This window comes from Desmonostoc vinosum (assembly GCF_059505385.1).
Window position 1 is genome coordinate 1 of sequence record NZ_JCACKM010000125.1, and the last position, 20,605, is coordinate 20,605.

At 38.4% G+C, this 20,605-nt stretch carries 16 protein-coding genes; 13 read left to right on the forward strand and 3 right to left on the reverse strand.

What is annotated here, in order from left to right:
• Positions 1-176 precede the first annotated feature (176 nt).
• The 12 genes from ruvC to fmt all read left to right on the forward strand — a co-directional run bounded on the left by ruvC (position 177) and on the right by fmt (position 16,116).
• A complete protein-coding gene (gene ruvC / locus AC5JMF_RS19145) occupies positions 177-668 on the forward strand; it encodes a crossover junction endodeoxyribonuclease RuvC (protein ID WP_495797310.1) in 492 nt (163 codons plus the stop codon).
• A gap of 1,028 nt (positions 669-1,696) precedes the next feature.
• A complete protein-coding gene (locus AC5JMF_RS19150; RefSeq protein WP_495797325.1) occupies positions 1,697-2,149 on the forward strand; it encodes a hypothetical protein in 453 nt (150 codons plus the stop codon).
• A 59-nt stretch (positions 2,150-2,208) separates the two neighbouring features.
• Positions 2,209-4,239, forward strand: coding sequence for a GumC family protein (locus AC5JMF_RS19155; RefSeq protein WP_495797311.1), 2,031 nt, complete (start codon positions 2,209-2,211; stop codon positions 4,237-4,239).
• Positions 4,239-5,585 (forward strand): O-antigen ligase family protein, encoded by a 1,347-nt coding sequence (locus AC5JMF_RS19160; RefSeq protein WP_495797312.1) that lies wholly within the window; start codon positions 4,239-4,241, stop codon positions 5,583-5,585. The genes AC5JMF_RS19155 and AC5JMF_RS19160 overlap by 1 nt, the downstream gene beginning before the upstream one ends.
• Before the next feature lie 46 nt (positions 5,586-5,631).
• A complete protein-coding gene (locus AC5JMF_RS19165; protein ID WP_495797313.1) occupies positions 5,632-6,723 on the forward strand; it encodes a glycosyltransferase family 4 protein in 1,092 nt (363 codons plus the stop codon).
• 60 nt (positions 6,724-6,783) lie between these two features.
• Positions 6,784-7,920 carry a glycosyltransferase gene (locus AC5JMF_RS19170; protein WP_495797314.1) on the forward strand — a complete coding sequence of 379 codons (1,137 nt, stop codon included), beginning with the start codon at positions 6,784-6,786 and terminating at the stop codon, positions 7,918-7,920.
• Between the two features lie 20 nt (positions 7,921-7,940).
• On the forward strand, positions 7,941-8,687 hold the full coding sequence (locus AC5JMF_RS19175; protein WP_495797315.1) for a class I SAM-dependent methyltransferase: 747 nt from the start codon (positions 7,941-7,943) through the stop codon (positions 8,685-8,687).
• A 102-nt stretch (positions 8,688-8,789) separates the two neighbouring features.
• Complete coding sequence (locus AC5JMF_RS19180; protein WP_495797316.1) at positions 8,790-10,244, forward strand: oligosaccharide flippase family protein; 1,455 nt, start codon at positions 8,790-8,792, stop codon at positions 10,242-10,244.
• A gap of 107 nt (positions 10,245-10,351) precedes the next feature.
• A complete protein-coding gene (locus AC5JMF_RS19185) occupies positions 10,352-11,455 on the forward strand; it encodes an acyltransferase family protein (RefSeq protein ID WP_495797317.1) in 1,104 nt (367 codons plus the stop codon).
• Between the two features lie 80 nt (positions 11,456-11,535).
• Positions 11,536-12,720, forward strand: coding sequence for a glycosyltransferase family 4 protein (locus AC5JMF_RS19190; protein ID WP_495797318.1), 1,185 nt, complete (start codon positions 11,536-11,538; stop codon positions 12,718-12,720).
• Between the two features lie 317 nt (positions 12,721-13,037).
• On the forward strand, positions 13,038-14,465 hold the full coding sequence (locus AC5JMF_RS19195) for a sugar transferase (RefSeq protein WP_495797319.1): 1,428 nt from the start codon (positions 13,038-13,040) through the stop codon (positions 14,463-14,465).
• 646 nt (positions 14,466-15,111) lie between these two features.
• Positions 15,112-16,116 carry a methionyl-tRNA formyltransferase gene (gene fmt / locus AC5JMF_RS19200; RefSeq protein ID WP_495797320.1) on the forward strand — a complete coding sequence of 335 codons (1,005 nt, stop codon included), beginning with the start codon at positions 15,112-15,114 and terminating at the stop codon, positions 16,114-16,116.
• Between the two features lie 100 nt (positions 16,117-16,216).
• Here fmt and AC5JMF_RS19205 read toward each other — a convergent pair whose 3' ends face one another.
• Entirely contained in the window at positions 16,217-16,570 is a 354-nt protein-coding gene (locus AC5JMF_RS19205; RefSeq protein WP_495797321.1) for a DUF6464 family protein, read from the reverse strand.
• Positions 16,571-16,822: 252 nt separating this feature from the next.
• Here AC5JMF_RS19205 and aspS point away from each other — a divergent pair, with 252 nt between their 5' ends.
• Complete coding sequence (gene aspS / locus AC5JMF_RS19210) at positions 16,823-18,610, forward strand: aspartate--tRNA ligase (RefSeq protein ID WP_495797322.1); 1,788 nt, start codon at positions 16,823-16,825, stop codon at positions 18,608-18,610.
• 130 nt (positions 18,611-18,740) lie between these two features.
• Here aspS and AC5JMF_RS19215 read toward each other — a convergent pair whose 3' ends face one another.
• Entirely contained in the window at positions 18,741-19,181 is a 441-nt protein-coding gene (locus AC5JMF_RS19215; protein WP_495797323.1) for a hypothetical protein, read from the reverse strand.
• 239 nt (positions 19,182-19,420) lie between these two features.
• Positions 19,421-20,275: a DUF72 domain-containing protein gene (locus AC5JMF_RS19220; RefSeq protein WP_495797324.1), complete on the reverse strand. Its 855-nt coding sequence runs from the start codon at positions 20,273-20,275 to the stop codon at positions 19,421-19,423.
• Positions 20,276-20,605 lie beyond the last annotated feature (330 nt).

The following is a 20,605-nucleotide window of genomic DNA, read 5'->3' on the forward strand; positions in this document are numbered from 1 at the left end:
CTGCGGCATAGCTTCGCTTAGAGCGACACAGGAGCGTCGCGTCATTACGAATTACAAATTACGTTAGCGCAGCGGTAGCGAGTCCTCGATAGCGAAGCGTTAGCGACGCAGGAGCGTCGCGTCATTACGAATTAATTTAACACCCCCATACTTTAACCTCTTTCTCAGTAAATTTAATGAAAAAGCGAATTTTGGGATTAGACCCTGGACTAGCAACTTTAGGATTTGGGGCAATTGCCTGCAATCAAATTTCAGCTAAGGTACAAGATACAACAGTGGATATGCTGGATTTTGGAGTAATCACTACACCTGCAAAAACTGAAATGGGACAACGGTTGTGTACCTTGTTTGACGATTTACACGCCGTCATCGAAGAGTTACAACCAGATTTAGTTGCGATCGAAAAGTTATTCTTTTATCGGATGGCAAGTACTATTCTCGTGGCGCAAGCGCGGGGTGTAGTCGTTTTGGTGTTAGCCCAGCGTCGTCTCCCATATGTGGAGTTCACCCCTGCCCAAATCAAACAAGCCCTGACTGGATACGGTAATGCTGATAAGCATGAAGTGCAAGAAGCAGTAGCACGAGAATTGAACTTAGATGAGATTCCTCAGCCAGATGATGCCGCAGATGCTTTGGCTGTGGCTTTGACTGCTTGGTTTCAAATTTGAATTTTTGTATTACAAGGCTTGGCTTTTAAAAGCGATCGCAACTGCTCAAGGATGACTTTTGCTATATTCTTAAATTTTATCAAAAATCTCACTTATCTCTCCAGAAACATAGGGAGTAGGGAAAGAGGCATTCTTCTATTCGTTAGCTTGCGTCTAAAAGCGGTAATTATAGGCCTATACATAAATAAATATATATATCCTATATCTAGGGTATTTACGAGTAAACACTTAGGTAATAAATACTAAAGTATAAAAAATATTAAATTCTGTAATAAATTTTCTGTACAGTGAAGTTATTAATATAACTATTTATAACGTAATACTACATATTTAAGAATTTAGATATGGCATAAGACTTTTGCTTGATGCTAAAGTGCAAACAGTAAAAGGGACTGGTGATTAAGTACTGTGAATTGGGTGGAAAGTGGAAAAAATTAGCTTAAAACATCAGGTAAAAGCAGCAAATTATTGTTAAGTATATTTTAATAGTAAAAAAACTGAAAAATACGGTTAATTGAATTAATTTAAGGATTTAAAACAAAAAACATCGTTTTGGCTTATATCGTTTCGATCAAAGTACTTTACTTGAGATTTACCACTGGCTCATTATTTCTCGAATTGCTAACCTTATGACTTTATTAACCTAATTGCCTCATCTATCTCAGCGGGATTAGATTGCACAAACAGCCCTTAAAGCTTTATTGCTCAAATAGGTTTGTGTTTGATTTTACTGAATACTCAGCACTAAATTTATTTTAGTTTAGTTATATTTTTGACATTATGCCAGATTTTAGTAATGAAACTATGTCTGTGTTGAATACTAAAAAAAGCAAAAAAATCTAATTAGAGTTAGTTGACTTTTAATCTATCTTTAGATACATTCCTTATAAATACAGTTACTATCATGCTTTTAGCTGAATTATCCATAACTTAGTGTTAGGAGTTAGGCTTTGATGGTCTTTGTGACCTCAGTCACTCCGACGTAACCTTATTTATATCTATGTTTTATCTAGATGAGTGAGGGCGAATTGCAGAATCAGTGTCACAAAAATCGGAAACGCTCAAGGCGACGGGCTATTTATTGTCCAATTCATAGATGTAATCTGTATAGTATGAGTCAAAAGTATGCATTGTATGCCGATCAGACCGAACAACTCCGACAAAAGGGAATAGCGCGACGCAATGCACTGATTTTAGTAGCCACTAAAACAGCAGTCCCTTTAGAGGGTGAATGGTTGGAGGCTTTCTGGTGTGACCAATGCAAGGAAACAAAGTGGTATCACGTTAAAAAATCTATTAGTAAATCTTCTGGAAGAGAGATTTCCACTTATGAAATGTGTGTAGCATCTAGACAAATTTGGCAACAAGCCAGTGGAGTAACTCACCCGCAAGGAAATCCTTCTGTAGGGGAATTTACTCGCAGACATGCTCGGATGATTAGTGACAAGAGCAGCAAAGATTTTCGTTTGAGAGTTGAGTGATTAAGTTAGGTAGCGATTTCTTTTTTCTACACTCATAAAAACTAAGGTGCGGATCTGTAATGGCAGCCCCAATTCTCAAGAAGTACTGGTTTTATCTTTTAAGTCTAAATATTGTAATTTGGATTTTAATAGTTTTAATAGACAGAATATTTCCCCGGACTTGGACATCTGCTGCTCAGCTGATTTTGCCAGATACCACAACTAACTTAGATGCAAGTTTAGGAACTTTAGGACAACTTAAAGACCAAGGTATTTCCTTTACTAACGAACTCAACCCGTTAAATGTTCAAACCTCTATTATCACTAGTGATGATGTCATTCGTCCCGTATGGTTGTCTGACCCAGAAAAGGACAAGTATCGTAGTCTAGAGAGTTACAAAAAATTATTTAAAGTCAAGCCTGTTGATCTGTCTACAACTATTCAACTAAAAGTTACAGCTTCCCTACCAGAACTCGCTCAGCATAGAGCAGAAAGCCTAATTAACAGTTATCAAACCCGGTTGAATAAATTGCGCCAAGGTACAGCATTGTCTCGGCAGCAGTTCAACCAACCCCAGATCAAACAAGCTGAAGAGAACTTACTGTTAGCAAAGAATAGACTGGCAGATTTTAAGCAAGCTACGGGGCTTGTCAGTAGTGAGGAGCAAACTACAAATCTGGTAGAAGCCATCAAGACATTGAGAACAACACAAGCGCAGGTAGTTGCTGAAGCACAAGCAAGAGCAACTCGTTCTACAGAGTTAAGTCAAAAATTGCGCTTAACTCCCCAATTGGCAATGAATTCTTTGCGTTTGGCACAAAATAAAGAATACCAAGTATTGCGACAGAAGCTAAGTGAAGTCAACTCTGATATTGCTCTCAGCAGAGGAGTATTTACTGAAAAACACCCCAATCTCATATCCTTATTGCAAAAACGCCAAGAACTTGTAACTGCACTTAATAGACAACTTGTTATCGTGGTGACAAAGGCTGAAGGTTTAGATACTAGTTTTGGTGGTAATAACTTTAAGGAAGCCACCATGGACTTAATTGTAGATTTAGTCCAGGTTAGTAGTGAGAGTCAAGCGCTGCAAAAGCAAGCAACAATAATTCAAAATCAAATACAGAAGTTTGAAACTGAACTCAGAGCAATTTCTAACCAACAAGCTCAACTATCGGATCTACAGCGGAAATACGATTTCGCAGAAGGAGTCTACAAAGGAATTTTTGCTCAACTAGAGCAGTCCAAAATCAGTGCTTTTGATGCTTATCCAAATGTACAAGTTCTAGATCAACCAACTGTTGATTTTAAACCGACAAGTCCTAAAAGATCTTTGATGTTTATTGGTGGTGTTTTAGCTTCAATATTTGGTAGCCTTGCCCTTATTTATTTTTTGGAGTCTCGCAATTCACGACTCAAACAAAAGGATTTGCAAGATATTCAACTTCCTATATTGGGGAGGATTCCGATTTTCAAATCTTCCAATTTGAAATTTACCGAAACAGAAATACCTTTTCAATGGCTGGCTTCCACCATTAGCTTGATGGAGTTGGAAAATCAGCGCCTGATGGTGACTAGTTCTACTCCAGGAGAAGGGAAAACAAAAGTAACTCTGGAGTTGGCTAAAGCTTTAGTATTGCTGGGATTTCGTGTGCTAATAGTGGATGGTGATTTCCGTAAGGCTAAGCTGAGCCGGGATTTTGGCTATACTGTGCGATCGCAAACAGATACATCGGTGAAACCATTACAGATTAGTCCAGGATTGGATATATTACCAGCAATACCTCAAGCAAACCACAAAGAGGTAAAATTTATCGCCCGTGGAGGATTTGAAAAGCATCTTAATGCTATTCAAACTGCTGGTAACTATGATTACGTTATTGTTGATAGCGCTCCAGTGAGTTCCACTAGTGAAACAGCTTTGATGGCTAAAGCCGTAACTAACGTGTTGTTGGTAGTTCGGTTAGAAGTAAGCGATCGCTACATGGTACAAGAAACTCTAGAGCAACTGATGCGACACAACGCTCACATTATCGGTTTGGTGATCAATGGTGTCGAACCACGGACTGATAGATACGTATACAAACAAGAAAATCTTCCCATCAAGTAATGAGACGATACGTATCTTTACACACAACTTTATACTCAGATAAAGATAGGCTCTTTAACGGGATTTGGCTGCATTGGCAGGTCTTAACTCCAGCAGAGAGAGTAGTTTGCTGGGGAATTATTTTGATCCCCCTCTGGTGGTTTATTGGCTGGACTCTCATACCCATGTTTTGGGTAGTTAGTATCGCTCTATACGAGCTATATTTTTACAAGAAAATACGCTTATCACGTCCCACTTTAGAGGTCATTTCAGTTATTACATTTGCTTTCTATAGAGCATGGACTTATGTCTACAACTCCCCAGTAATTGCACCTAGAGAGTTACTTAATCCATTTTTAGCATGGGGTTGCTGTGGGTTATTGCTTTGGTATGTCCAAAGCCATAGCATTCGCATTCGACTCCAAACAGTAGCTTGGGCTTTCTCAAGCATCATCTGTTTGATGATTGTATGGTGGCTATTTTTTCATTTTGTGCTATCAGAACCTTTTTTGATTCCACCCAGAAACTTGTTTGCGATGCTGACAGATAAAGGAGTGTATGATCCAAATGAATTAAGTAGTGTTAGCAACTATTTAGTTCCATACTATTTGACTCATAAATTTGCTGGATTAGTCCGTTACACATTTTTCTTTCCACATCCTACAGTTTCTTCTTTTGCGATTGGCTTTGCTGGTCTGATTGTCCTAGATATTAAACAGCGGTGGTGGACTTTACCCATATTTTCAGTATGTGCTTTTCTCATACTGATTTGTCAAACACGTAATGCTTGGTTAGCTTTACTAATAGTACTATTTGTACGCTCTCTAATCAAAATAAGCAAAACTAGAGGAATTGCATTTATCTTGGCTTTATTTGCCCTCACAAGCTTCACTACACTGTCGCTACCGTCCGTAACAGATTTCATTACTGATACATATTCTAATACTATTGAAGCTACTAGTAACTTCCGCAAAGATTCTACAGCAAGTAGAAATTTAATTTACCAGCGAACGTGGGAAAAGTTTGTGGAAGAACCTCTTTTAGGACATGGAATAAATGGATCTCCTGTAGAACCAATATATAAATTTACAAGAATTGGTACTGAAAGTTTTATTTTAGGAACTTTATTATATAAATCTGGGTTAATAGGAACTTTGTTTTTTATGACATTTTTTATATCTTTTGCTGCTCACCTCTATCAAACACAAGAAGGTAGACCACTTTGTTGTTTTCTCATATTGCTTTATTTAAGTTTAGCTTCCTTAGTAACAGAGTTTCAAACACCGGAAATATTTATTGTTTTGCTATGTGCAATGCTATGGAATGAAAGAAAACAGGGAATGGGACAGACCACTAAGTATGCGTAAACTTATAATCTTGCCGGGAACATGTGATGTCCTTGGAGGAACGCTAGTGACTCTATCTTTATTAATTAAAGGTTTTGAGCAATATGGTACTGAAGCATTTTGTGTTTTAGTACATGCTAACTCCACAATGGAGAAATATTTGCAAACATTAGGGTTAGGGGCTTACTTACAACTGATTCCAGCTCCAAGCAAGGCTGAATATTTAAAACAAGCACTGCAATGGGTAAATCAGCAACCAAAAGACTATCCGTTATTATTGGATAACTGCGTTGAACGTGTTTTATTACCAACCCTTTTAATGGCTGCCCCTACACTTCGTTGGAGTGGTCGCAGCATTTATCATTTTTGTCATGACTTAGCACTTTCTTATAATTATTTGGGATTCTTACTAAGAAAGCTAAGTTTTACGATTATTGCTCCCCAAGCTATTTGTAATTCTGAATTTACTGCAATACACATTCGTCGCCTCATACCCAAAATTAGAGGTATTATGTATCAACCAGTTGATACAAAACGTTTTAATAATCAAGTTTCATTTAGTATTCCGACGCCGTTAGAACTAATTCTAAAATCGCCAGCAAAGTTAATTCTAACTGCCTCACGAATTACTCAGCCAGGAGTGATCAATGATAAAAATTTGCGTATTCTGATTCCAATACTGGCACATTTGAAAGCAAACGGTCACTTTTACTACAGTGTGGTCATTGGGGAAGATAAATCTCCTGGGAAAATCTATACTCAAGAATTGTTAGAAAGTGCAAAACAGGCAGGTGTCGCAGATCGTTTTTGCGTTTTGCCTTCTACTTTTGCTATTGAAGACTACTACAAACATGCAGATGTCGTAGTTACACTGGCTCCTAGAGAACCATTTGGACGTACTGTTGTAGAAGCGATCGCCTGTGGTGTTCCAGTGATTGGTAGTCGAACTGGAGGTATTGGCGAAATTCTCAGTCACTTTGCACCTGAATGGATGGTTGAACCAAACGATCCAGTCGCAGCAGCAGAAGCAATAGTTCGGGTTGCTCATGACCCCAATACTCCCAAGCTGATTGCTAAAGGAATCAGTTGGGTTGAAAACTTTTGTAACGTACAAACATACACACGCAAATTAATTGAGTTAACAGATATAGCTGTATAAGCTTTATTTAAAATTCAACTAGAAAGGAATTTTATTAATACAAACTACAGGGAATCATTTATGCCTAGTAAGCATATGAAAGAGATTGGGATGTATCGAAAGGTTTATCCTCGCATTTCAGAAACTTTTATTACAGAACAAGCACACAATCTCCAAAGATATCATCCTATATTTATTTCCTGCAATCTCTTACAAGAAATACCTTTTCAAAAGGTTGCTATCAATCAAAATGATTTTTTGGGGATGAAGCAAGCAATTCATATCTTAACTGCTTCTCCTCATTTATTTCCAGAAGTTAGTGTGCTGAAAAAATTATCTTTAATCCATGGGCATTTTGGCCCGGATGGTATTTATGCGATGAGATTGGCAGATAAATTAAATATTCCTTTTGTTGTGACATTTTATGGTTATGACATTACAGTTTCTCGTCAAGACATGTGGCGCTCTGGCAACCCATCAATTTATCAATTTCTGCTACATGAAGAAGAATTAAAACAAAAAGCATCAGTATTCATTGCTTTTTCCAGTTTTCTTCATAAAAAGTTGATTGAAAAAGGTTATCCTGTCAATAAAATAATTCAGCAACATAGTGGGATAGATACAGAAAAATTTACTCCTGCTACAGAAAAACCAAACGAGCGTTATATTTTTTGCGTGGGTAGACATACTCAAAAAAAAGGTATAGATACTTTATTAAAAGCCTTTGCTCGGATTGCTAGAAAACATCCCGATGTTTCGCTTATTCAAGTTGGAACTGGCTCTATGACTTTAGAACTCCAAGCTTTATCTACCAAACTTGGGATTACTGATAGAGTTCATTTTTTAGGAGCGCAGCCTTACGAAGTTATTCAAAAGTTAATGCGTGATGCAGAAATATTTTCTCTACCTAGCCAAACATCAAGTAATGGTGATAGCGAAGGCTTGCCTCTGGTAATATTAGAGGCTGCGGCTTGTGGTATACCTATAGTTTCTACTTGGCACAGCGCTATTCCTGATGCAGTTCGTGATCAAGAAACGGGCTTTTTAGTAGCAGAAAAAGATGATCAATCTTTAGCTGAAAAACTAGATATTTTGCTGGGCGATCGCGCTTTGGGTAAAAGTTTAGGAAAACAAGGAAGAGAGTGGATTTGCGAAAACTTTGATATTCACAAGCAGACTGATAAATTGGAAGCCATCTATGACTCAGTAGTAGGATAACAATATAAGGATAAAATACTGTGAAAAATTTTGAAGAAAGAAAACTCATTAAGCGCAGAGATATTTTGAGAACTCCTATTCATCATCCAGATTTTTTTGTATTACTTCACCTCAAACATTTTATCCATACTCAGATTCAACAAATTATCAAGCCTGGGATGCGAGTAGGGGATATTGGTTGTGGCGAACAACCATTGCGTCATCTGATTGATTCGTGCGGAGGAGAGTATGTTGGCATAGATGTGATTCAGAATGCCAAAGAAACAGTAGATATTTTAGCAGATATATCTTCAATTCCTCTTCCCGAAGGGAGTTTTGATGTTATTGTCTGTACAGAGGTTTTAGAACACTCTTTTGAGCCACAAAAAGCACTTCAAGAACTATCAAGATTACTCAAACCATCTGGTGCAATTTTAATCACAACTCCTTTTGCTTATCCATTACATGAAATTCCCTATGACTTCTCACGAATAACTCCTTTTTATATAGAGTATTGGTTTCCAAAGTTGGGTTTAAAACCCCCAGATATCCTGAGTTTAAACGGTAACGAGCTTGAGGTGATAGCTACAGTTTGGGGAAATATCTGGAGACCTAATAAAAATACCTTTTTTATTGTCAGAGTTTTATTTGCTATTTTACGCTCGGTAATGAATGTAGGTGTTTTTATTGCTAGCAAACTCTTTCAACCTGTTTTACCAGGTACTTACTTCTTAAATATAGGATTGGTTGCTTACAAAGCTACTGATAGTTCCAGCCTTGCCATTTAATTATGGAAATTTCCCTATTTTCTTCTTCGATGAGTCGATTTCTTGAGCATAGCAAGTAGACATTAATATCTTGGGATATCCTGAACCGCTGTAATTTTATTTATGACTCAAGTCAACTCAACAAAGATTTTTAAAGCCAGTCTGTGGATGACTGTGAGCTTTGCTGTTGGCAAGATCGCTCAGTTAATTTCTCAAGTCATTTTGGCTCGTTTACTATCGCCTCAAGACTTTGGTATTTGGGCAATGGTCTTGATTTTGAGTAATTTCTCGCTTCTTTTTAGAGATGTAGCGATCGCTCAAGTTCTGGTACAAAGAGGTTTAGATGACAAAAAAATAGTCAACACTGTCTATAGTTTGGGTATCAATATCTCCATCGGTTTATTTTTCATCCAAGCAATTGCAGGTATACCCCTATCTTATTTTTTTAGTGAACCACTAGTATTTCCCTTAACTGCCTGTTCATCTGCCATATTTTTAATTGGTGCTGGCGCAGGTTCCCATACTGCCGTATTGCAACGGCAAATGAAATTTAGAGAACTTGCTATTTGTGATGGTGTTGCCACTTTTGCACGAGTTGCAAGCGCCACCCTTTGTGCTATTGGAGGTATGGGAGTTTGGTCTTTTGCTGCTGGAGAGGTAGCGATGGGGTTAGTAGATAGTTTACTCAAGCGTTCGCTCAGTAAATATAGCTTTACCTACATTTTCCGACTAGATCCACTTGCTGTAAGTGAAGTGAGAAAATTTATTGCCGGAGTTGTTAGCAGTAGATTTGCTGTTCAGCTAAATACCAACGGAGACAACCTGATTATTGGTAGATTACTGGGTTCAAAAGCACTCGGATATTATAATTTGGCTTACCAACTGGCAATGACGCCAGTATATGCTCTATCTCAAGTTAACCGAGTAATATTTTCCGTTCTATCTCAGCAAGATTTAGAAGGCAAGAAAGCTTTTCTTTGTCGAGCATTAGAGCTGTATGCAGTGCTTTCTGCACCAATCTATGGTGTAGCAGTAGTGATTGCACCTTGGTTGATTCCGCTTCTATACGGTTCAGATTGGGTGGAAGCCGTCAGACTCTTTCAGATTGTACTGATTTTTGCTTATGCAAGAGGCTTCATGTCCATCCTGGGAACTTCCCTACTTGCTTTAGACAAATCTCTAACAGTTGCCACTATTGATTGGGCGTTAGTACCAGTTTCTGTAAGTTCATATTTTCTTGGGGCATATTTAGGAGGGACTCAAGGAGTTGCGATCGCTGTTGTATTGGTAATGGGTATAGGCGCAACAGTTTGGTACTGGCTAGCAACTTGTCATGCTGCTAATTGGCAAATAAAAGTTTTAATTAGACCAATATTATTGCCGACCATCACAATCAGTATTGCGCTAATACTCGTTTATGCTCTACCTCTTCCTGAATATTTAATTTATACCCAATCAGTAATTTTGATTTTTATTTATGTAACATCTCTAACTGTGTTTTCTAAAGGTCGTATTCCCAAAATGCTTGTAGATATTTCTCAACTTGCCTTAAAGCATAACAGAGCAAAAATCTCCTGAAAAATCTGTATGTATGTTTGTGAAATACTGAGATTAAGACAAAGTATTTTTGAAATACTGAATTACGAATTACGAATTATTTAATTATATTGTCAATATTATTAAACATGAAAAATGTGATAGTTGATTCATCGTTGTTGCCAAGTAATCAAACAACAGGCAGATTATTACCACTGGATATTCTCAAGGCTGTGAGTATTATTGCAGTTGTCTCCTTTCATTCACTCATTGTACCAAAGACAACATATGCATCATCGACACAACTGTTAGATATAATCTTTTCTCCATTAAAGTTTTGTGTTCCAGTCTTATTTACAATTTCTTTTTTTCTTTTAGAAAAAGGGTTAGCTAAGCCTCAAAAATCTATTTTACTTACCGTTCAAAAGCGTTTAACTCGTCTTTTAACTCCTACTATATTTTGGTTTTCCATAGCATTATTTCTCAAGCTGATAAATAAAAACTCTGTCAATGAACTAATAGCTGTTACTTTTAAAGGAAGAATTTTTGAAGGTGCTTATTACTTAATAGCTCTTCTCCAATTATTCATCATTTTCATTTGCTTACGTAACTTATTTAATAAACCACGAAATTTGTTATTAACAGTGTTACTTCAAATTTTGATTTTTTTATACATATACGCTTTTCCATCTACTAGTTTATATCATGATCAGATTATCTCAGTTTTGAGAACAATCGACAGACCTTTATTCATTTACTGGTTTGTATATATAGCTTTGGGATTTTACTTTTGTAAAAACTGGTCGTCAGTTGTCAAGTTATCTAATCAAATATCTGTTAAAATTAAAGGATTATTATTAGTACTATACTGTTGTATTCAAATTTTAGAATATCGTTGGGTTTTTCAGAGATTGCAAGGTGAAATACCGCCTTTTGATTATATAACAATTTCTTGTATTCTCAGTGTATTTGTGATGTTTTTCTGCTGTGCATCTATTCAAGAGAATCAAGTTTTTTCATTAATCAAGAGATTGATTACAATGTTCTCAACTTATAGTTTAGGTATTTTTTGCATCAACGGTATCCTTTATCAAATATGTCTTGCTATTAGCGATCGCTTCTTGAGTGAAACTGTATTTAACTTCCCAGAGGTTCTGATGTTAAAGATAATATCTTGGATAGCATTACTTACTATTTCGTTAGGCTTATCTATATTCATTGATAGGATTGGACTCAAAGCACTTGTTCGCTAATCTTGCTACTAACCAATCAAAAACTTAAATTTCCTCAATTAAAATTCATGCAATCAATAACTTCAAAAACTTCAAATTCTATGGCTGTAGTTGATAAGGTGCTGATCATTGTAGAAAATCTGCCTGTGCCTTTTGATAGACGAGTCTGGATGGAAGCTACTACCTTACAAAAAGCAGGGTATCAGGTCTCGACAATTTCTCCGAAAGGTAATGGGTTTGAAAAGGATTATGAAGTAATCGAAGGGATTCATATTTATCGTCATCCTCTTCCACCTGAAAAAAGCTCGGTTATTGGCTATCTCCGAGAATATAGCTGGGCTGTTTATTGGCAGTTTCGCTTAGCTCATAGAGTCTGGCGAGAGCAAGGGTTTGATGTGATTCATATTTGCAATCCTCCAGACCTACTCTTCTTAACAGCAGGATGGTTTAAGTTGTTACATCGCGTCAGAGTAATTTTTGACCACCACGACTTAAGCCCTGAAATGTACATAGCTAAGTACGGACAACGAGATATTTTTTACTATGGTTTAAGTCTCGTTGAACGCTTAACCTACGCTACAGCAGACATAGCAATTGCTACAAACGAGTCGCACAAAAAAATAGCCCTAACTAGAGGAAAGAAAAAAGCAAAGAAAGTCTTTGTCGTGAGGAGTGCGCCTGACCTTTCACGCTTTTGTGCAATGCCTCCCAACCCAAGTTATCGCAGAGGTAGAAAATACTTGGTAGGTTACATGGGAGTGATGGGGGAACCTGAAGGAATCGACTATTTGCTGCGAATTGTACGCTACCTTGTTTGGGAAAAGAACCACCAAGACATTCATTTCATGCTAATTGGTGGCGGCCCAGCTTTTGAAAAGCTCAAAGCCTTATCTGAAAAGCTTGAAGTCACAGAGTTTGTAGAATTCACTGGATTTAAGACAGGTAAAGAGCTTTTAGAGCGTCTTTCCAGTTGTGATGTGTGTGTAGAGCCATCCCCAAGATCTGCTTACAACGAAAACTGCACCATGAATAAAATCTTAGAGTACATGGCACTAGGAAAACCCATTGTTCAGTTTGACCTGAGAGAAGGAAGACGCTCCGCAGAAGAAGCATCTCTATATGCAAAGCCGAATGATGAGATAGAATTTGCCCATTTGATTATTAAACTTCTTGATGCATCTGAACTTCGCCAACAAATGGGAGCAGAAGGTAAACGTAGGATGCAAGAAATGCTGGAGTGGCGACATCAAGCACCTAAATTATTAGACGCATATAGTAATTTGTGAAGGGGGGACTAGGGACTGGGGACTAGGAAAAATATCTAATACCTAATACCCAATACCCAGTCTCTTTTACTAAAGTTTTTTGATTAACCGAAGTCTGTTAATACCGACTAAAATTTTGCTTTCAGTCGATATTAGCGGACTTTAATTTTGAGTAAAAAATCAAATTTTGCAGAGGATTATCTTGATAAAAATTCTGCCATGTGAAAAGTGAATGTGCAATTTAAATGCATAAAAGCTTAGTTTTGTTGTTCTTTGATTGAATTATTTACTACAAAAATAATTCAGCAAATATTCTACAAACAGGGGAAATCAGAGTCATGATATCAAAGTTTATACCATTAGTAAGTTTCAAGCCAGATTTAAGATCGTCTAGAGGTACAAGGATACAAAGAGGATTCGCTACAAGATTTCTGCGAGTATTAACACTTATTTTGCTAGATGCGATCGCTCTAACTTTGGCATGGAAATTAGCAGTATTTTATGGAACTCCACTAAAATCACCTTGGACGGAAAAATCATCTTTTTTACTGCTAATTCTTGTAGTTGAAATCAGCATCATAGCAGCTCAAGGATTATATAATGCAGGTACTCATCGTCGTAACTATACCCACCTGATCAAAGCGGTTTCTCTATCAGAACTTTTTCTCTTACTAATAGCGTTTCTCTATGAACCTGAACGCTATGTTTCGCGCTCGATTTTTCTGCTATTTTGGTTACTGTCTGTAGTCTTCATCTGTACTACTCGCTTGATATTTGATATTGCTACTAAAAGACTGCGGAGAGTAGGAGTAATTCGTTATCCAGTTTTTCTGATCGCAGACACAGAAGATCAAGTAAGTAACATCAAGTTAATTGAAAAAGAGAATTGTTATAACATTGTCGGAGTCACAGAAGCTAGTTCTCTGGATAGAGATAACCGAGAAAAAACTCTAGAGTTTCTGCACAAAAGAGGTATCGTTGAGGTTTTTGTATCTTGGAATGCAATTAAGAATCGTCTATATATTTCCTGGCACTTTTTGAGCGCTGGAATTACCCTCCGGATTCTGCCAACAGAAAAAGAAGTTCTCCCGCCTAAGTCTATATTATGGATAATTGGTGAAGTACCCTGTTTAACAATTCCAGCACCAATTATCGCGGGTAGCAGTTTTTTATTAAAGCGATACTTCGACCTTTTTTGTGCAATTATTTTGATATTTTCACTGTCTCCTATTCTTCTATTAATTGCTCTGCTGATTAAGTTAGATTCTCCAGGCCCAGTATTTTTCAGACAAAGCCGAATCGGACTGCATTGCAAGCAATTTAAGATATGGAAATTCCGAACAATGGTGACAAATGCAGAAAAGCTACAAACAGCCCTAGAAGCAAAAAATGAGATGAAAGACGGTGTTTTGTTCAAGCTTAAAAACGATCCTCGCATTACACGAATTGGCAAGTTTTTACGCCTTTATAGTTTAGATGAATTGCCACAATTGTTTAATGTTTTAGTTGGAGAAATGAGTTTGGTCGGGCCTCGTCCTCTTCCTATCAGAGATGTAGAAAGATTTCAAACAACTCACTTTATTCGGCAAGAAGTTTTACCGGGTATCACAGGATTATGGCAAGTTTCTGGCCGTTCTGATATTGATAGCTTTGAAGATGGAGTGAAATTAGACATCGCCTACATCGAAAATTGGTCGCTTTGGTTAGATTTAAATATTGTGCTGAAAACTGTAAAGGTTGTTCTGCAAAAGTCGGGTGCTTACTAGCTAGCCCTTCTAAGTAGAAGGACTAAATTGTGTCCACCTACTTATTGGTTTATCACCAAAGTTTTAATAGTTGGTAGTAAGTACTTTAATGCTTTCATATTCGAGGAATAAAGTCCTTACTACGAAACTTATATAACTATAGGAATCTGACTTGATTCATGAAGTTATTTGCGTAGGCAGGGAGTAGGGAGTGAAGAGTAGGGTAACTGATATCTTGCACCAGTCCCAAAAACCCCCATAGGTTTCTAACCTATGGCTAATAGCAAAAGTCCTCTCAAGAGGACTAAATCTCACAAAAAGCAGAGATTTTAGTCCACTTAAGTGGACTTGACCTAATAAGAGCGAGAATTTATTCTCTGGCGGGAGATTGGGCAGGTGCAAGATCTAAGGTAAGAAGGTATACGGAGTTTTTTCACCAAATCAAATATGAGTCCTATAGGCGATTTTCGTCGTATGGCAAAATGTCTAAATATTTATGCGTAGTTACTTAATAGGGATTGTAGTGGTGATAAGATATCGAGCATGGGCTGGAGAATGGTTTTTGGATTGTCGTTGTAAGAGACAATGACTTTACTACGGAACACCCTATCGCTTCATACTCTTTTTTTGGTGAAGTATTGCTACATTCAACATTAACTAATGACTAATGAAAATCGTATTCTTTGGTACTCCTGAGTTTGCTGTTCCTACTTTAGAAAAACTGCTAAATCACTCAGAATTTGAGGTTTTGGGAGTTGTTACCCAACCAGATAAACGCCGGGAACGTGGAAATAAACTTACCCCTTCACCAGTAAAAGCGATCGCCACTATTCATAATTTGCCTATATGGCAACCGGAAAGAGTCAAAAAAGATACTAAAACTTTAAGTCAACTGCAACAATTAAATGCAGATGTATTTGTTGTTGTCGCTTATGGACAGATTTTATCATCAAAAATCTTGAACATGCCAAAGTTAAGCTGTATCAACGTGCATGGTTCGATTTTACCGAAATACCGGGGAGCAGCCCCGATTCAGTGGTGCCTGTTTAATGGAGAGAAAGAAACAGGGATCACAACAATGTTGATGGATGTAGGGATGGATACAGGCGCAATGCTACTAAAAGCCACTACTGCCATTGGATTACTAGAGAATACTCAAGATTTAGCCGAAATACTAGCAAAAATCGGTGCAGACTTGTTGATAGAAACTCTACTGAAACTGGAACATCAAGAAATTATCGCCATTCCCCAAGATAATTCAGCAGCAACTTATGCACCCTTGATTCAAAAACAGGATTATGAATTAGATTGGTCAAAGAGTGCTATTCAACTACACAATCAAATCAGAGGCTTTTATCCAAACTGCACAGCTACCTTCCGCGATCAACCGCTAAAAATCACAGCTACTTTCCCCCTAAGTTTTGCTGATAGTCACGAGATACCACCAGAATTACAAAAACTCATACATAAATTACCCGATTTGTCAAATATATCAGGTAGTCCTGGAGAAGTGGTAAGCATTGTCAAAGGAATTGGAGCGATCGCCCAAACTGGAGATGGCTTGCTGCTGTTGCGAGAGGTTCAGCTAGCTGGTAAACGTCCCCAATCGGGATGGGACTTTGTTAACGGTACACGCTTGGCTGTAGGAGAGGTGTTTGGTGCTGGGGAATGAGGGAGATGAGGGAGATGAGGGAGACGCGAGGACGCGGGGACGCGGGGACGCGGAGAATAATCAATGACAATTCCCAATTCCCCATTCCCCATTCCCCATTTCATGATTTCTCATAAAAACGGCAAGACTCGCAAGGGCCTTCTGGGTTGACTGCACAACGAATGATTTCGGAATGAGCGTTATAGCTGCATGTAGCATCGCCAACCACCCAGCGTCCTGCTACTAAACTTTTTTCTGCTGGTCGTTTGGCAGACTGTACATAAATAGCAATATTATGTAAACGGTAGCGCCCTGCTTTAAATTGGTATCTGTGGCGGCGCTCTAAAACTGCGTAAGTTTTTCCTTCAAAATCAAGGTAGTTCCCCGGTTGGGGCGTCCAATCAAGATGCACTCTGCCGAGGCATTGACGCGGATGCGTCAAAATTACCTCGGTTTGCAATGAGTCTGGCTCCATAAGCTTTTGTTATTTGGTTTACATTATAAGGATGGTATCGCAATTGCATACTTTAGCTTACCGGATTTAGATTATAATTAATGATTCACTAAGTTTGCTAGAGAGCATCTCAACTCTGGCTCTTTGGGCTTTATTGAGAGTTGGTAGGAGATTGTGTTATCTTTTCTGCAATTAGATACTATTGATGCTAGATAATGGGAAAGCTTTGACATTTACTTGCCAATCTAGCCCCGGAATAAAGAATTAATACCTATGCGAACTCACTATTGCGGCGAACTCCGAAAAGAACATATTGGAGAAACTGTCACTTTACACGGATGGGTAGACCGTCGCCGCGATCATGGAGGTGTGATATTTTTAGACTTGCGCGATCGCTTTGGAGTTGTTCAAATTGTCAGCGATCCCCAACGCACCCCAGATTCCTATGAACAGGCAAACGCTTTACGCAATGAGTACGTTGTCGAGATCGTCGGTAGAGTCACACAACGTCCTGAAGAATCTCTTAATACCCGCATCCCCACAGGCGAGGTAGAGATTTACGCCGATCAGATTGTGCTGCTAAATGCTGTCCGTAAGCAGTTACCTTTCCAAGTTTCCACGGCTGACACCGAAACTGTGCGGGAAGACTTGCGGCTGAAGTATCGTTACTTGGATTTACGACGCGATCGCATGATGCGTAATTTGCAGTTGCGTCATCAAATCGTCAAAGCCATGCGCCGCTACTTAGAAGATATCGAAGGTTTTGTCGAAGTTGAAACCCCAATACTGACTCGTTCTACCCCAGAAGGGGCGCGGGACTATGTTTTACCCAGTCGCGCTAATCCTGGGGAATGGTTTGCTTTACCCCAATCACCCCAGCTATTTAAACAAATACTGATGGTATCGGGCTTAGATAGATATTATCAGATTGCTCGTTGCTTCCGAGACGAAGATTTACGAGCTGACAGACAACCAGAATTTACCCAGTTGGACATGGAAATGAGTTTCATGTCTGAAGAAGAAATTATTGAGCTGAACGAAAAGTTAGTCTGTCATATCTTCAAAACGGTTAAAGGCATTGAATTACAACATCCTTTCCCTCGTCTCACCTATGCTGAGGGCATGGAACGCTACGGTAGTGATAAACCAGATACTCGTTATGGTCTAGAATTGGTGAATGTTTCAGATATCTTAAAAGACTCTGGTTTTAAGGTCTTTCGAGATGCTGTTGCTAATGGTGGTATTGTCAAAATTCTGCCCATTCCTAACGGTAACGAAGCTATTTCTAATGTCCGCATCAAACCAGGCGGTGACTTATTCAAAGAAGCTAGCGAAGCTGGTGCCAAAGGTTTAGCTTATATCCGAGTCAGGGATGATGGTGAAATCGATACTATCGGTGCAATTAAAGACAACTTAACAGAGGAACAAAAACAGGAAATTTTCAGCCGTACAGGTGCAAAAGCTGGTCATCTATTGTTGTTTGGGGCTGGTGACGCTGTTACTGTTAATAAAACCTTAGATAGATTACGGCAAGCGATCGCTAAAGAGTTTGGATTAATTGATCCAGATAAAATCAACTTACTATGGATTACAGAATTCCCCATGTTTGAGTGGAATGCTGACGAAAAACGTCTAGAAGCACTACACCACCCCTTTACTGCACCGCATCCTGATGACTTGAGTGATTTAAAGACAGCACGTGCCCAAGCTTATGACTTAGTATTTAACGGTGTAGAGGTTGGCGGCGGCAGTCTGCGGATTTATCAGCGGGAAATTCAACAGCAGGTGTTTGAAGCGATCGGTTTTTCTCCTGAAGAAGCCCAAAATAAATTTGGTTTTCTCTTAGAAGCATTTGAATATGGTACACCACCTCATGGCGGTATCGCCTATGGTTTAGATCGCTTGGTAATGTTGCTAGCTAAAGAAGAATCGATTCGAGATGTAATTGCTTTTCCAAAGACACAACAGGCGCGTTGTTTGTTAACAGATGCACCTTCGCTAGTGGATGCTAAGCAATTAAAAGAGTTACATGTTGCTTCTACTTATAAGCCCAAGTCTTAATCTTTAGCTGAACATAAAAACAGTTGGTAGTCAGCACTTTAGCGCTAAAAAATCTACCTAATAGCGTTTCTTTGTGAAATTGTAGAGGCAATTCCTAAATTACCTCTACGATAAACAGCCAAGACATCACTTATTTCGCTCTTTGCCAAGTATGTCGCTTATCAAGTCCCTGCTTGATCCAATTTAAACATTCATACTCGGACTTGAATAATTTGGGTGCAGCAATATTATTCAATAATTCCGGTGGGTAATGATCGTAAAAATATTTACCATTTTCTTGAAAGACGACAATCAAGTTATTGTGGTAAATATAGCGAGACTTAAAATTATCTCCTTCAATGACGAAATCTGCATATTTGTCAATATGCTCTTTAGCAATATCAATGATATTACTAGGGCTACTGCCATAGATTTCTGCTGGATTTTCTGCCTTGTGAAATTGGCTTTTCTGTCCCATTGCGGACAATAATTTATACGAATAGATTTCGTAATTATCCGCTTTGCCAAAAACAAAAGGAATGATCAGATATCCTTTGTATGAGACTGAGCTTTCATAAAGAAGACGACTCATCTCAACCTCCTTTGGTGTAACTGCTCTCAAAAAATTGCCTGAATCATGTACACACTCAAAATCAATACATTTCTGTATCTTCATCGCTATTTAGTAATGAAGAGTATTATTTCTTTTTTAGAGGTGAGAGAATATTAAGTAACAGAAAAGTACTGTAATGATAATTATCGCTCTTTTTGAAATTATTAAATATGAAATATCTGGCGAAAGTCCAAAAAGGATGGGAAGAAACAGTTTGCTTACCACAAACTGAGTTGATTGGGGGGATGCTTAAGGTTATTCCCTGGCAGTGGTGGAACTGCTACACCACTCTGTTCTAATAGCTGTTGGAAGTAAAAGGCTGTGCTTGGCGATCGCATTTCTATTGGACAATGGACAAAGAAATAAATTCGCACTCCCGCTTGCAACCATTGCTGAATCTGCTTGACCCACTCTGCCATCAAGGGCTGATTCACTGCTAAAGTAGGATGCGAGATAAACCTAATCAGGCTAAAAGGAGCTGTCACGCTCAATTGTAACGGTAATTTGGGTTTGCGCCGTTCCGATTGTAGTTGCGGATCATCATCTCCAGTGTAAATCGGACGCGAGTCTAAAAGCACTCTTCCTACGCCGAGCTTTTCTAAAAGTGCTGTCAAATTGCTAGCATGAGGTTCCTTAAACCAGTCTGGATGCCTGACTTCTAGTGCTAGAGGTGCGTCTTGGCGTGGCCAAGCTGACAAAAAAGTTGTCAAATCGTCAAGCAAAGCAGGTGCATAACTGGGTGGTAATTGAGCAAAAATCGGCCCCAGACGCTGATTTAAAAGTCGCATCCCTGCAAGAAATTTTAAAGCAGCAGGGATATGTGGTTGCAGTAAGCCTTGATGGGTGATATCTCTAGGTAATTTCAGACAAAATTCAAAGCCAGGAGGTGTTTCGGTTGCCCAACGGGTAACAGTTTCTTGGTTAGGTACAGCATAAAAGGTGGTATTACCTTCCACAGTGGTTAAGCGACGGCTATAAAGATGTAAAAACTCGGTAGTACGAGTGCCTAGTGGATAAAGTTCACCCACCCAGCCTTTATACGCCCAAACTGCACAACCAATGAAAAAGGTCATGAAAATGCCTGTAAGCTTTGAGTGTTCATATTTAATTTTACAGCAAAGCCTTATTTTATGGCTAACAGCTAGCGATCGCCACTCAAATTACTAATGCTATTTTTATTGCAAAATTCTTGTACGCTTCTTTAAGACAGAAGTAGATTCTTAAATTATATCCTATTATCTTAGACATAACAATAAACAGCTAAATTCAGATGAATTTAGCTAGTGAGCGCTCACCATAGCATTGCATATATGTATTGTTCAGCAATCGGCTAATGTATTTTAATTACGGCGTTGCTGAATCATAGGATGAAATATGATGGATTGAAATCTCAAACTCTTTAT

Bases quoted from the DNA above. Each gene is read 5' to 3' on its own strand.
- ruvC (WP_495797310.1), top strand. From the start codon at position 177: ATGAAAAAGCGAATTTTGGGATTAGACCCTGGACTAGCAACTTTAGGA.
- AC5JMF_RS19155 (WP_495797311.1), top strand. From the start codon at position 2,209: ATGGCAGCCCCAATTCTCAAGAAGTACTGGTTTTATCTTTTAAGTCTA.
- AC5JMF_RS19160 (WP_495797312.1), top strand. From the start codon at position 4,239: ATGAGACGATACGTATCTTTACACACAACTTTATACTCAGATAAAGAT.
- AC5JMF_RS19170 (WP_495797314.1), top strand. From the start codon at position 6,784: ATGCCTAGTAAGCATATGAAAGAGATTGGGATGTATCGAAAGGTTTAT.
- AC5JMF_RS19180 (WP_495797316.1), top strand. From the start codon at position 8,790: ATGACTCAAGTCAACTCAACAAAGATTTTTAAAGCCAGTCTGTGGATG.
- AC5JMF_RS19185 (WP_495797317.1), top strand. From the start codon at position 10,352: ATGAAAAATGTGATAGTTGATTCATCGTTGTTGCCAAGTAATCAAACA.
- AC5JMF_RS19190 (WP_495797318.1), top strand. From the start codon at position 11,536: ATGGCTGTAGTTGATAAGGTGCTGATCATTGTAGAAAATCTGCCTGTG.
- AC5JMF_RS19195 (WP_495797319.1), top strand. From the start codon at position 13,038: ATGATATCAAAGTTTATACCATTAGTAAGTTTCAAGCCAGATTTAAGA.
- fmt (WP_495797320.1), top strand. From the start codon at position 15,112: ATGAAAATCGTATTCTTTGGTACTCCTGAGTTTGCTGTTCCTACTTTA.
- AC5JMF_RS19205 (WP_495797321.1), bottom strand. From the start codon at position 16,570: ATGGAGCCAGACTCATTGCAAACCGAGGTAATTTTGACGCATCCGCGT.
- aspS (WP_495797322.1), top strand. From the start codon at position 16,823: ATGCGAACTCACTATTGCGGCGAACTCCGAAAAGAACATATTGGAGAA.
- AC5JMF_RS19215 (WP_495797323.1), bottom strand. From the start codon at position 19,181: ATGAGTCGTCTTCTTTATGAAAGCTCAGTCTCATACAAAGGATATCTG.
- AC5JMF_RS19220 (WP_495797324.1), bottom strand. From the start codon at position 20,275: ATGACCTTTTTCATTGGTTGTGCAGTTTGGGCGTATAAAGGCTGGGTG.